The following is a 13813-nucleotide window of genomic DNA, read 5'->3' as shown; positions in this document are numbered from 1 at the left end:
GACTCCGAGGAAAATATGGCAATGGCCGATGATAGCCGTGGCGCTGTTGAGCGGCGAGACACGCGCGCCGGCTAGACGGCGTCAGGTGAAAAAAGTCACCGCCGGAACAGTCGGTTGTTAGTATTTATTTCCAACAAGAGTCATTGTGGAGCGATATCCATAGGCAAAAAGATTGCGCTTCGGCGCCTTGGCATATACATATGGCATATACAAGGGAATACCGTGATGAGCCAACAACGCCATGCAGCGACGCCGCCGAAAGAGGCAAAGCTGTTCCGCAACAACCGCAGCCAGGCGGTGCGGATTCCAGTCGAGTTCGAACTCCCCGGCGACAAGGTCCTGATCAGCCGCGAGGGCGACCGTCTTGTTATCGAGCCCATTCGTAAATCAGGTCTCACGGCACTGCTCGCCCAGTGGGCGAAGGAAGCCCCGCTGGGTCCTGAGGATGACTTCCCCGAGATCAAGGATAGTCCTGTCGGACCCGAGGACATTTTTTGATGCGGTTCATGCTCGACACAAACATCATTAGCGACATGATCCGAAACCCAGGCGGCAAAGCCGCCGGCGTCATGGCGCGCGAGGGAGACGCTGCCGTGTGCACCAGCATCGTCGTCGCTTCGGAACTGCGGTACGGCTGCGCCAGGAAGGGATCAGCCAAGTTGCTCAAGAAGGTCGAGGAACTGCTGGCCGAGATTCCGGTGCTGCCGCTCGATGTGCCGGCGGATGCCGAGTACGGCGCGCTGCGCGCCGAACTGGAAGGCAGGGGCGAGACCATCGGCCACAACGACCTCTTTATCGCTGCTCATGCCTGCGCGTCAGGTTCCACGCTGGTGACAGCCAACATGGCCGAGTTCAGCCGGATCGGCAAGCTGAAGCTCGAGAACTGGTTGGAGTAGCGCTCGACGCGACGATCACGACGCCGGAAAAAGCTTCCAGCGTCGCGGCCTGAAAGCCACCCGGCTCTTCTGCGCCGCAGGATGGTCTACGGGCAGCTCGATCTCGACGCGCTGGCGCTCACCGCCGATCTCGAGCTCGACGCGCCTGGTGCCGGCGACGCGGCGGCTGGCGGCAACGGTGCCGGCGATGCAGCCGCTGCAGCCGTCGACCAGGTCGACGTCATGCGGACGGAAGTGGAGGATCGCCTCACCGGAAGGCGCATGCGGCGCCGAGAGCCCGATCGGCCGGTCGGCGATCCACACCTCGCCGTTCTCGACCTTGACCGGCAGTGAGCTCGACTCGCCGATGAAGGAGTAGACGAAGGGCGAGTTCGGCGTGTCGTAGATATCGTCGGCGGTGCCGACCTGCTCGATGCGGCCCTGGCTCATGACGACGACGCGGTCGGCAAGCTCCAGCGCTTCTTCCTGGTCATGCGTGACGAAGACGGTCGTGTGGCCGGTGCGGTCGTGGATCTCGCGCAGCCAGCGGCGCAGCTCACGGCGAACCTGTGCGTCGAGCGCGCCGAACGGTTCGTCGAGCAAAAGCACCTTGGGCTCGATCGCCATGGCGCGGGCGAGCGCGACGCGCTGGCGCTGGCCGCCTGAAAGCTGAGCGGGGTAGCGTTTCTCCAGGCCCGACAGCTGGACGAGATCGAGCAATTCCAGGGCCCGGCGGCGGATTTCCTGCCCCGACGGCCTTGCGGCGCCGTGCCGGACCTTCAGGCCGAAGCCGATGTTGTCGGCAACCGTCATGTGGCGGAACAGCGCGTAATGCTGGAAGACAAAGCCGACATTGCGCTCCTGGATCGACTTCTGCGAGGCGTCCTCGTCGCCGAAGAAGATCGCGCCCTTGGTCGGCCGTTCCAGGCCGGCGATCAGCCGAAGCAGAGTCGTCTTGCCGGAGCCGGATGGCCCGAGCAGCGCGATGAGCTCGCCAGACCTGATGTCGAGCGATACGTCGTGGAGCGCTGGAAACCGCTCGAACTCCTTGCGCACGTTGACGACGCGAACTTCCATGCAAATCCCTCAGTCCGTTGATGCTGTCGTTGTTCCTAAAATTGCCAGGCACTCTTCGGCGACAGATAGTGTTCAGTGTCCGCGCGTCGCGGCGATCTCGGCGCCGTAGCGCATCTCGAGAAGCGTTTTCAAGACCAGCGTCACCAGCGCCAGACCGGCGAGCAGCGAAGCCACGGCAAAGGCGCCGACAGCGTTGTATTCGTTATAAAGGATCTCGACATGCAGCGGCATGGTGTTGGTGAGGCCGCGTATGTGGCCCGACACCACCGAGACTGCGCCGAACTCGCCCATGGCGCGCGCATTGCACAGAAGCACGCCGTAGAGCAGTCCCCATTTGACGTTGGGCAGCGTCACATACCAGAAGGCCTGCCAGCCGCCGGCGCCCAGCGATAGCGCCGCCTCCTCGTCGCCATTGCCCTGTTCCTGCATCAGCGGGATGAGCTCGCGGGCGACGAAGGGGAAGGTGACGAAGATGGTGGCCAGCACGATGCCGGGCACGGCGAAGAGGATGACGATGCCATGCGCCTTCAACCAGGCGCCGAGCAGCCCTTGCGCGCCGAAGAGCAGCACATAGACCAGGCCGGAAATGACCGGCGAGACCGAGAAGGGCAGGTCGATCAACGTGGTCAGGAACGCCTTGCCCTTGAATTCGAACTTGGCGATGGCCCAGGCGGCAGAGATGCCGAAGACGACGTTGAGCGGCACCGAGATCGCCGCCACAAGCAATGTCAGACGGATGGCGGAGCGCGTATCGGGGCTGGAAAGGGCTTCCGTGTAGGCGCCGATGCCTTTGGCAAGCGCCTCATGAAAGACGACGATCAGCGGCAAAAGCAGGAAGACTGCAAGGAAGGCGAAGGCGATTGCCATCAGCACGGCCTTGACGGGCCGGCTTTCGGTCACCGCAGCCGACTGGCTCTCGTGATGCGGCTCGTAGGATTTGATCTCGGGATCAGCCATAGCGCTTGCGGCTCCATGTCTGGACGAGATTGACCACCAAAAGCATCACGAAGGACAGCGCCAGCATGATCGCGGCGATCGCAGTCGCCGCCTCGTAATTGTATTCCTCGAGCCTGATCACGATGAGAAGCGGCGCGATCTCGGACTTGAAGGGCAGGTTGCCGGCGATGAAGATGACCGAGCCGTATTCGCCGACGCCGCGCGCGAAGGCGAGCGAAAAGCCGGTGATGATCGCCGGCGCCAGGCCTGGGAAAAGCACGCGGGTGATGATCTGGAAACGGCTGGCGCCGAGCGTGGCGGCTGCTTCCTCGACCTCCTTGTCGATCTCTTCCATGATCGGCTGTACCGTGCGCACCACGAAGGGCAAGCCGATGAACACCAGCGCGACGACGATGCCCAGTGGCGTGTAGGCGACCTTGAGGCCGAGCGGCATCAGAAGCTGGCCGATCCAGCCGTTCGGCGCATAGAGCGTGGTGAGCGCGATGCCGGCGACGGCCGTTGGCAGGGCGAAGGGCAGGTCGACCATCGCGTCGGCGATGCGGCGTCCAGGGAAGCGGTAGCGGACCAGCACCCAGGCGACGATGGTGCCGAACACGACGTTGACGACAGCCGCCAGGAAGGCGGTGCCGAAGCTTATCTTCAGCGCGTTGAGGGTGCGTCGGTCGACGGCGATCGCCCAGAAATCGGCCCAGCCGAGCGCTGCCGAACGCCAGACCAGCCCCGAAAGCGGGATGAGGATGATGAGCGTGAGGTAGGCAAGTGAGAAGCCGAGCGTCAGTCCGAAACCCGGAATGACACTCGGCTGCTTGAATCGCCACCCCGCCTTGACGGGTGCTGTGGTCATGCTGTCCTGGATCGTCCTTCTATTCAAACCGGAATGGCTCCGCGCAGTAGCATTCGGCCGGGACGCCCGTGAGGCTCCGGCCGTCCGTCCTCACTGCGCCGGTTTGTAGATCTGGTCGAATATACCACCGTCGCCGAAATGGTAAGGCTGCGCTTTCTTCCAACCGCCGAATTGCGGGTCGTCGATGGTGACCAGCTTGATTGCCGGCAGCTTGGCAAGGTCCTCGGCTGGCACCAGGTCGGGCTTGGCCGGGCGATAGTGGTTCTTGGCGATGATGGTCTGCGCTTCCTTGGAATAGAGCCAGCCCAGATAGGCCTCCGCGACCTTGCGCGTGCCCTTGGCCTCGACATTGGCGTCGACGACCGCGACCGGCGGTTCCGCCAGGATCGAGGTCGGCGGGTAGACGATGTCGAAATTGTCGGCGCCGAATTCGTCGAGCGCGAGATAGGCTTCATTCTCCCAGGCGATCAGCACATCCCCCAGGCCCTTCTGCGCGAAGGTCACCGTCGAGCCACGCGCGCCGGTATCGAGGACCGGGACGTTCGCATAGAGCTTGCCGACGAACTCCTTGGTCTTGGCTTCATCGTTGCCGTCATTGGCGTTTGCGTAGGCCCAGGCGGCAAGATAGTTCCAGCGGGCGCCGCCGGACGTCTTCGGGTTCGGCGTGATCACCTGGACGCCGTCCTTCACCAGATCGCTCCAGTCGTGGATGCCCTTGGGATTGCCCTTGCGCACCAGGAAGATGATGGTCGAGGTGTAGGGTGCGGAGTTGTTCTCGAACTTCGTGCGCCAATCCGGGTTGATCTTCTTCGTCTTTGAGACGATGGCGTTGATGTCGCCTTCGAGGGCCAGCGTGACGACGTCGGCGTCGAGGCCGTCGATCACCGCCCGGGCCTGCGCGCCGGAACCGCCATGCGCCTGCTGGATGGTGACGGTTTCGCCGGTCTCAGCCTTCCAGTGCGCGGCGAACGCCTCGTCATAGGCTTTATAGAGCTCACGTGTCGGGTCATAGGACACATTCAAAATGGTCGTGTCGGCAAACGCGAAACCGAGCGTGCCGAACTGGACAGACGTGGCGACCAGCGCGCCGAGCAGTTTCCTGAAATGAGGTTTGGTCATTCCGGCCTCCGTTGAACTGCTGCGAACTCTACCGAGTTTATAGAATTTAGATGCATTGAATGTTGCCTTTTTCATCTCCTCGAAGCAATTTTTCGCCGAGCTTGGGCCGGTTGAGGAAATAACTTCCTCAGCCAGCGGCCGCAGGGCTTCATCCGCGGGCCCTAATTAGAAGCGGTCAGGGTGATGACAACCCCGGGCGCCTCAATTGGCGTTAACCGGGAAATCGAAGCGCTGTTTTGGGAAAGGCTCTTTTGCCAGCGTGAAGTGCCACCATTCGCGCGCATAGTTGCGAAAGCCGGCGGCGCGCATTGCGGTCAGCAGCGTCTTGCGGTTTGCGGTGGCTTCGGCGCCGATCAAGGCGCTGGCGGTTTCGCTCTTTGGGTCAAAGCAGTCGAAACCGGTGCCGAAGTCGAGCGTGTCGCCGTCCGGCGCACCGCAGGCCGGATGAACCGCGCTTTTATTGCCGGGGTCGGCGATGGCAAGGTCCACCGTCGAACCTCGAGAATGGCTGGAGAACTCGCCGATATAGCCTTTGGCGATGAGATCGTTACGCTCGGCGGTCGGATACCATTTAGGGTCAGGCCGGCCGCCTTCTCTTGTCCACCTGCCCATATCGGCAACCGCTCGCGCGGGGCGGTAGCAGTCGAAGACGACCAGCGTCAGGCCTTTGGCGGTCATGGCTTTCTGGACGCTGGAGAGCGCCTTCGCGGCCTGCGCGGTCAGGATGCAGACCGGCGCCTCATAGCCATCGGCTTTGCGGTGCAGGAAATTTTCCAGGCCGGCGTAGCGGATATCCTGGCGAATGGTCGGGTCGATGTCGGCCAGCCTGACGAAGCCGGCGGGCAGGGGATCGGCGGCAGCGGGGGAGGTTGCTGGAAGGAGAGCCAGCATTGCGAGGAATGCAGCCGCTGACTGCGAACGTCGGTGCGAGGCACCCCCCTCTGGCCTGCCGGCCATCTCCCCCGCAAGGGGGGAGATTATTGGCTTCGCTGCCTTCGCTATCCTCCGACGTTGGAAAGATGGGCGCAGCGCTGAAACTGCCAATCTCCCCCCTTGCGGGGGAGATGCCCGGTAGGGCAGAGGGGGGTGCCTCGCGCCGTACATTAGGCAAAAAAGCGCAATCCCCTGAATCGTTTGCCGCATCCTATTCAACGAAAACCTTCACGCTTGCCGCTCGCCCCACAGCGTCGATCACCGTCAGCGTCGAATAGCCGGTGCCGTCGGGTTGCCAGGTCGCGGTGCGGCGGCGGTCGATGCCGGCGAGCGGCTTGCCGTTGGCGAGCCAGCGGAACGGCGCCCGGCCGCCCTGCAGTTTCAGCACCAGCGGCGTGGCATCGGCCGAATTGGTGCCGAGGTCGACGCGCGCGCCATTGGGCGGGAAGATGATGGTCGGCGCCGGCTCGGTGGCGGTGGCCTGCACCAGACCGTCGGCGCCGGCGCCGAAGCGGGCGAGCGTCACCGGCAATTCATCGCGCTTGGGGTTGAAGACGCCCGGCGGCCGGCCGGGCAGCGGCACGCCGGCAAGACCGGAACGGACGAAGCCTTCGAACAGGATGGGTGCTGCCGAGACATAGCCCGACAGGCCGGGGATCGGGCTGGCATCGGCGCGGCCGACCCACACACCCAGCACGTAGCGGCCGTCGAAGCCGACGGACCAGGCATCGCGATAGCCGTAAGAGGTGCCGGTCTTGTAGGCGATGCCGCGTTGCATGGCGCCTTCCGGCGGCTTCACCCCGGACAGGATGTCGTTGATCTGCCAGGCCGCCTGGTCTTCGAGGATGGTGGCGGTGATGCGCTCGGCATTGGCGGGCTCGGTGCCGTCATGCAGCGTATGCATCTTGCCGCCATTGGCGAGCCCTGTATAGAGCTGCACCAGGTCGCGCAAGGTCACGCCGACGCCGCCAAGTCCGATCGCCAGGCCCGGCGCTTCGTTGACCGGCAGGATCGGGTTGACGCCTGCCTGGCGGAAGCGCGCGGTGAGCCGCGCGGGGCCGACCGCGTCGAGCACGCGGATCGCCGGCACATTGAGCGACAATTGCAGCGCCTGGCGGATCGAGACGTCGCCCTGGTAGCCCATGTCGAAATTCTTCGGACGGTAGCCGCCGAAATCGGCGGGGCTGTCCTCGATGATCATCTCCTGCGCCACCAGCCCCTGCTCGAAGGCCAGCCCATAGATGAAGGGCTTCAGCGTCGAGCCGGGTGAGCGTACCACCTTGGTCATGTCGATCCAGCCGGAGCGGCTGGCATCGAAGAAATCGGCCGAGCCGACCTCGCCCAGAATGTCGCCGGTGCGCGCATCGGCCATGACCATGGCGACGGAAAGTTTCGGCCCGAGCTTCCTGGCGGCATCCCTTGCCACCTGTTCCAGCCCCTGCTGCACGCTTTTGCGGATGGTGAGCTGCAGCGGCTTGCCTGGCACGGCCCTGGGCAGCATGGCATAGGAAGCATGCGCGGCCAGCGCCGGCAATTTTCTGCGCAGGCCGGAGACGTCGTCCAGCGCGGCGCGCGCGGCTTCGCGTTCGCCGAGCAGACCGGCCGAGACCATGCGGGTGAGCACGCGGTCGCGTGCGGCGTGGGCGATGTCGAGGTTGCGGTCGGGCCGGCGCTTTTCCGGCAATTGCGGCAGGGCGACGAGCAGGGCCGCTTCCGACACGGTGAGCCGCTTCGGCTCCTTGCCGAAATAAGCAAGCGATGCGGCGCGTACGCCTTCGAGATTGCCGCCATAAGGCGCCAGCGTCAGATAGCGCTCGAGGATTTCCTGCTTGGTGAGCCGCCGTTCGATCTGGATGGCGCGCAGCATCTGCTTGATCTTGGAGTCGAGGCTGCGGCTGTCGCGCGGTTCGATCAGCCGGGCGAGCTGCATCGACAAGGTCGAGCCGCCGGAAACGATATGGCCGCTGGTGACGAGCTGGCCGGCGGCACGGCAAAGCGCCAGGACATCGACGCCGCGGTGATCCCAGAAGCGCTTGTCTTCGTAAGCCACTAGCATGTCAACGAATTGCCGGTCGACCTGGTCGAGGCGGGTTTCGAGCCGCCAGTAGCCGCCGGGCGTGGCGAAGGCGCGCAGCAGCTGACCGTCGCGATCCTGCACCTCCGTCGAGACCGTCAGCTTTGCCGGCAGCGGCGGCGGGAAAGCGCGGTCGAGCTCCCAGAGCGCGGCGACGGAAAGCGCTGCCAAGCCGGCGAGGCAAAGACCTGCGATCGCGGTGCGTCTGAGAAATTTCCTGGAAAGCATGGCGCTGACCCTCACCCGCCTGCCCGTCCTTCGCAGCAGCTACGCTGCAGCTTCGGAGGGTGAACCGGCCCCTTCTCCCGGTATGGAGACGGGGAGAAGGGAGATATCGGCGACCTTGTCATCGCTACTCGGCCTTCACCTCCATCACGCCGGTGGCGGTGCGGGCCGAGTATTGCGGCCGGTACATGTCCTCCACCGTCGCCGCCGGATGGGCGTAGGTGCCCGGCGTCACGGCGCGCACGACGTAGGCCAGCGTGATGTTGCGGTCGCCGTCGCCTTCGTTCGGATTGAAAGCGGCGACGAAGCGGTCGTTGCGGAACTCAAGATGTGCGGCGTCGGTTTGCGCCAGCCAGGAGAAGTTCGACAATTGCGCGCTGGAAACCAGGCTCGGATTGTCGATCTCGAAGCCGGCCGGCAACAGGTCGGTGATCAGGAGCCGCGACGGCCATTTGTTCTGCTCATAGACCTTGAGCACGACCACGTAGCGCTCGTTCTGCTTGGCCTCGGTGACATTGGCCTCGGTGCCGTCGAGCTTGTAGTAAGTGCGCGCGATGGTGAAACCGTCGCCGCCGGCCGGCAGCGGCTCGACCGGCGCGGCGACCGCGGTCACCACCGCCTGCAGCGGCGTCGCGCCGGTATTGGCGATGGTGAGCGGGCTGTCGACAAGGTTGCTGCCGGCGACCTGGTCGGAATAGCCGCCCGAGTGCGGCGCACCGTTGACGGAAAGCGTGATGGAATCATTGCCTTCCTTCAGCGCCCGCGCGGCCAGTAGCATCCAGGATTCGTCCTGCGTGCTCGTCCAGCGGGCGTCGGCGCGTGCCACTCCCACCAGCTTGATGAGCTGCGGCATGATGCTCGGCACCGGCTTCGATTCCGCCGCCAGCGCCAGCATCGCCGCGCCGTCACGCAACCGCGAGCCATAGTCCGAGCGGTAGTAGTCGTAGTCGGTTTCCGACTGCGCCAGCCTGAGCGCCGTCTGGAAGGTGGCTTCCGAACGCTGCGCGTCGCCGTAGAGCGCCAGGCTCGCCGCCAACTGGGCGACGGCCATCGGGCTGGAGAAGGCTTCGAGCTGCGTGTCGGCATAATAGCGCAGGTCGCCGATCGAGGCCTTCTTGTTGCGGGCGAGCACGTAGAGCGCATAGGCGATCTCGCTGCCCTTGTCCTGGACGTCCTGGTCGTAGCCGAGTGCGTTCTGCAAGTTGTTGAGCGCCTGGTTCATGGCCAGCGCCGGCACATCGTACTTCTGCTCACGCGCCCGGGTCAGGAACTCCGTGACATAGGCGTCGAGCCACAGATCGCCGGAGCCGGGGCCCCAGAGGCCGAAGCTGCCGCCTGCCGCCTGGTAGGACAGCACCTTGTAGATGGCATCCTGGATGCGCCCATGCAGGTCCGGATCGCTCTCCATGCCGATGCTCTTGGCCATGTCGTTGACGTAGAGCAGCGGCATGGCGCGGCTGGTGGTCTGCTCGGCGCAGCCATAGGGGTAGCGGTCGAGCGACATCAGAAGCGACGGCACGTCGAGCGCGGACGACTGCGAGACGCCGACGCTGACCGAAGCGCCGTCGAGCACGCTTGCGGCAAGCAGTTCCTTGTCGACGCGCAGCGAGCCGCCATTGGGCTTCAGGTCGACAACCATGCGGTTGGTGACCGGAAGCTGCGCCGGGCGCACCGGCAGATAGAGCGTCTGCTCGACTTCCGTGCCATCGGCATGCGCGAGCTTGACCGTGACCGAGGCGTCGCCCGCGGTCTTGGCGACCAGCGGGAAGCTGAGCGACTGCCGCTTGCCCTGGGCGAGCGTCAGCTTCTCGGGCAGTGGCGTGTCGCCGGTCGACAGGTCGCCGGTCGTGGTGACCGAGAGTGCATAGTCGCCGGCCGGGCCGTCGGTGTCGGCGATGTCGAGGCGCATGGTCGCCGCATCGCCCGGCGCCAGGAAGCGCGGCAGGCCGGCGGTGATCACCACCGGATCGCGAACGATGACGTCGGTCTGGGCATGGCCGACCGCATCCTTGGTCCAGGCGACGGCCATGATGCGCACGGTGCCGTTGAACTGCGGAATGTCGAAATCGACCCGGGCCTTGCCATTGGCATCGAGCTCGACCGGGCCGGAGAAGAAGGCGACCAGCTTTTCCGTCGGCGGGCTGCCTTGCGCCTGCATGTTCGCCCCATCGCCGCCGGTGCGTATCTTGCCCATGGCGCCGAGCGAGCCGTCGATCAGGCGCCCGTAGAGGTCGCGGATCTCCAGCCCCAGCATGCGCTGGCCGAAGAACCAGTCCTCCGGATCGGGCGCCTTGTAGTTGGTGAGATTGAGGATGCCGACATCCACGGCAGCCACCATCACATAGGCATTGCTGCCGGCCTGAGCGCCGCTGACGGCGACCGGGATCGACAGCTGCTGGCGCGGCACGGTCTTTTCCGGCGGCGTCAGGCTGACCGCCAGCTTCTTCGAGCCAGGATCGACTGACAGCCATTGGATGCCGATGGCGCGGGCAGGCATGCGCGATTCCTGCGCGTCGCCGGGCCGGAACAAGGTCGCCGTGACATAGGCGCCGGCGCCCCAGTCATCGCCGACGGGGATGTCTACGGTGCTGCCGCCGGCCGGCACCGAAGCGGTGACGGTCTTCAGCAGCTTTTCGGCACCGATGGTGACCAGAAGCTCGCCGGCAAAATGCGGCGAGACCTTCAGCTTGGCGACTTCGCCGGCGACATAAGTGTCCTTGTCCAGCGCGATCTCCAGGCCGTCCGGCGTCTCGGTGGTGGTGGAGGCGACGTACCAGCCGGCGTCGAACTCATAGCTGGTCGCTGGACCGTCGGGATCGGCGGTCTCGACCTCGAGCCGGTAGCGGCCCCAATCGACGGGCAGCGACACCGTCGCCTCGCCATCGGCCTTCAGGTCGACCGCGCCGTTGGCGACGGCCTTGGTGAGGCTGACCGCTTCGTAGTTCCACGAATTGTTGGAACGGTACCATTGATAGTTGCGCTCGACCTTGACCAGCGACCACTGCGCGCCCTTCAGGTCTTCGCGCTTGCCGTTCGGGTCGACGGCAATGATGCTGAACTTGGCGGTGCCGCCCTGCGGCACCTCATCGCCCTCGAAATCCGGGCGAATGCCGATGACGTCGCGCTGCGGGCGAACGCCGATGTCGAGCGAGCGCTCGACGGCGCGGCCGCCGGCCTCGCGCATGCGGACGGTGACCTTGGCGTTGACCAGCTTGGTGGTCGACGGCAACTGGGCGATCGTGACCGGGAAGGTCGCCTTGCCGTCGTCGCCGACCAAGGGAAGGTTGGCGAGAGGCGTGACGGTCGGCTCGCTCGACTGCTCGTCGGCCAGGCCGAAGGTGAAATCCTTGAAGCTGTCCCAACTGCTTGTGGTCGACAAAGTCAGCTCGCCTTCAAGCGCGAGGCCCGCGGCCGGCGCGCCATAGAGGAAGCGGCCGTCGACGGTGGCGTTGGCGGTCTCGCCCTGGGCGATCTCCTTCTTGTCGGCGGTCAGGTCGAATTCGATGCGATCCGGCACGAAGTCTTCCACCAGGAACATCTGGCTGGCGACCGGTGACTGCTTGGGATCGGTGTAGATCGACACCGTCCAGGTGCCGCGCATGGCGTTGGCCTCGAGCGGCAGGTCGACGGCGTGGCCGCCGGCGGACTCGCCATTGCTGATGATGCGGCGGTTCTCGACCCCGTCTGGACGCGTGAAGATGAAGGTGAGCGGCAGGTTCTCGACCGCTTTTGCCGCGCCGTCGCGGGCAAGGGCCGCGACGTGAACGTCCTCGCCGGCGCGGTAGATGCCGCGCTCCGTCCAGGCATAAACGTCGAGGGCGCCTGGCGAGGCGCGCCCCTCGACGCCGCGATCCGACAGGTCGAAGCCGGCCTTGCCCATGTCGAGGAAGACGAAGTCGTTGTCGCCCTGCTTGGCCATCAGCACGGCCGGCACCATGCCGTTCTCACCGCGGGTGAGGCCCGGATTGAAGACGGCGTGGCCCTCGGCGTCGGTCGTCGCCGTGCCGAGAATCTCGTTGTTCCTGGCAAGCAGCGTCAATTCGGCGCCGGAGATCGGCTTGGCCGAGCCCAGCGAACGGGCAAAGACGTTGAGGCCGTCCTGGCCGGTATAGGTGGAAAGGCCGATATCGGAGACGACGAACCACTGCGTGGCGCGTGAACCATAGTCGTCGCTCTTGTCGTCGACCGGCTGCGCGGTCAGCACATAGACGCCGGGCTTGCGCTGTGGGATCGCCTCATCCACCGGGAACGAAGTGGTAACCTCCTTATTGAGATCATTGGCGATTTCGAGCGTGCCCGACCAGACGGGCGCGCCCATCTGGTCGGAAATGGTGGAAATGTCATAGCCGTCGAGCTGATGCAGGAACTGATAGCCGGACAGAAGCTGCGCCAGCGAACGATCGCCGATACGGTAGAGCGTCATCTTGGCGGCGTTCATGTTGACAGTGACGACCGGGATGCCGCGGCGCGCCCCGGCCGGCAGCACGAAGCTGTCGCCGGTGAAGCGGGCGGAGGGAGCGCGGTCCTGGACGTAGATCGACAGCACGACGGGCGCGGCGATCGTCTCGCCGATCGCCGACGGCAGGCCGGCGCGGAAGGTCACGTCATAATGCTGGCCGTGTTCCAGGCCTTCGACGCAGATCTGCTTGTCCTTGGCCTCGACGGCCTTGGGCGCGGCGTTGTCCACCGTCACGAATTGCGAATAATCGACCCCGGTCTTGACCAGTCCCTCGGAAAACTGGGCGCAGATGCGCGGCGAGGAGGAATCGGCATCGACAGTGTGCTCGACGACGCGAAAGCCCTTGCGCGCCTTGAGATCGGCATAGTCGGCCTGGACGGCCGGCGAGCTCACCAGCGCAAGGCTCGCCTCATAGGCCTGCAGCGAGGGCCGGTAGAGGTCGCGCTTGTCGAGGCCGGCGCCAAGCAGCGCCAGCGCCTCGGCACGGGTCTTTGCCGTGCGCACCAGCTTGTAGGCGTTGAAGGCCGCCGAGGTGACATTCATCGGCAAAGTCGAAGGTTCAGTGGTGTTCGACGCCGGCTGCACGGCGAGCGTCTCGCGCGCCAGCGCCAGCCACAGCGCGCCGTCATCGGGCAGCACCGAGACCGCGGCCTGGTATTTCTGCATGGCAAGACGATGGTCGCCGGTAAGCGATGCCTGCTCAGCGGCGGCCTGCAGGGCGGCAAGCCCTTCGGTCGGCTTGTCATAGGCCGGATCGGTCAGCTTGTTGCGGAACTGCTGGGCCTGGTCGGCCATCCAGTTGGGGAAAAAAGCCAGTGCCGGCGGAGCGCCGATATCGGGATCGCCGTCGACATTGGCGACCTTGCCGGCGACTGCGCCGGTGAAGGATTTCAACTGGTTATAGTCGGATTTGAGAAAACACCATTTGGCCTTGGTGTTGTAGGTGAAGGCGCGGCAGGCGGGATCGCCGAGACATGCGGTCTTGCACTGGTCGAGGCTGACATTCTGCTCCGACCTCAGGTCGAAGCCGAAATAGTCGGAATTATCGGTCGTCACGATTCTCCGGGCTTCGGCCGCAAAGGCCGCTCCGCCCAGGGCGAAAAAGATGAGAAGAAGCAAAGAGAGACCACGAGCCGCGCGCATTGCCATACCACCCTCCAGACATCGCCAGCGTCCGGGCATGATCAAGCTTCGTGCAGGCTTGTCAACGCCGGAGCGCCGCAGGTTTACCACCCGCGAACGGTTTCCAT

At 64.9% G+C, this 13813-nt stretch carries 9 protein-coding genes; 2 read left to right on the top strand and 7 right to left on the bottom strand.

Translation table 11 applies throughout. The features are described from left to right. Positions 1-225 precede the first annotated feature (225 nt). Together LB538_RS03570 and LB538_RS03565 are read left to right on the top strand one after the other, a co-directional pair. The gene (locus LB538_RS03570; protein ID WP_095768922.1) at positions 226-498 is read left to right on the top strand and encodes an antitoxin; all 273 of its coding nucleotides are present in this window, start codon (positions 226-228) and stop codon (positions 496-498) included. After that, positions 498-896, top strand: coding sequence for a type II toxin-antitoxin system VapC family toxin (locus LB538_RS03565; protein ID WP_224531845.1), 399 nt, complete (start codon positions 498-500; stop codon positions 894-896). Before LB538_RS03570 ends, LB538_RS03565 begins: the two co-directional genes overlap by 1 nt. Before the next feature lie 15 nt (positions 897-911). On the opposite strand, the gene LB538_RS03560 is transcribed toward LB538_RS03565, so the two are convergent. The 7 genes from LB538_RS03560 to LB538_RS03530 all read right to left on the bottom strand — a co-directional run bounded on the left by LB538_RS03560 (position 912) and on the right by LB538_RS03530 (position 13712). After that, positions 912-1952, bottom strand: coding sequence for a sulfate/molybdate ABC transporter ATP-binding protein (locus LB538_RS03560; protein WP_095768924.1), 1041 nt, complete (start codon positions 1950-1952; stop codon positions 912-914). 72 nt (positions 1953-2024) lie between these two features. Next, a complete protein-coding gene (cysW, locus tag LB538_RS03555) occupies positions 2025-2909 on the bottom strand; it encodes a sulfate ABC transporter permease subunit CysW (RefSeq protein ID WP_095768925.1) in 885 nt (294 codons plus the stop codon). Continuing rightward, complete coding sequence (gene cysT / locus LB538_RS03550) at positions 2902-3753, bottom strand: sulfate ABC transporter permease subunit CysT (RefSeq protein ID WP_224531843.1); 852 nt, start codon at positions 3751-3753, stop codon at positions 2902-2904. Before cysT ends, cysW begins: the two co-directional genes overlap by 8 nt. Before the next feature lie 90 nt (positions 3754-3843). Next, on the bottom strand, positions 3844-4872 hold the full coding sequence (locus LB538_RS03545; protein ID WP_224531841.1) for a sulfate ABC transporter substrate-binding protein: 1029 nt from the start codon (positions 4870-4872) through the stop codon (positions 3844-3846). Between the two features lie 201 nt (positions 4873-5073). Continuing rightward, positions 5074-5763, bottom strand: coding sequence for a M15 family metallopeptidase (locus tag LB538_RS03540; protein ID WP_224531839.1), 690 nt, complete (start codon positions 5761-5763; stop codon positions 5074-5076). Between the two features lie 253 nt (positions 5764-6016). Beyond that, positions 6017-8107: a penicillin-binding protein 1C gene (gene pbpC, locus LB538_RS03535; RefSeq protein WP_224531838.1), complete on the bottom strand. Its 2091-nt coding sequence runs from the start codon at positions 8105-8107 to the stop codon at positions 6017-6019. A 124-nt stretch (positions 8108-8231) separates the two neighbouring features. Beyond that, positions 8232-13712: an alpha-2-macroglobulin family protein gene (locus LB538_RS03530; RefSeq protein WP_224531837.1), complete on the bottom strand. Its 5481-nt coding sequence runs from the start codon at positions 13710-13712 to the stop codon at positions 8232-8234. Between the last annotated feature and the right edge of the window lie 101 nt (positions 13713-13813).

This window comes from Mesorhizobium sp. Ca11 (assembly GCF_020165275.1).
GTDB lineage: Bacteria > Pseudomonadota > Alphaproteobacteria > Rhizobiales > Rhizobiaceae > Mesorhizobium.
The sequence above is the reverse complement of the archived record's forward strand: the minus strand, read 5'-3'. Positions and strand labels throughout refer to the sequence as shown.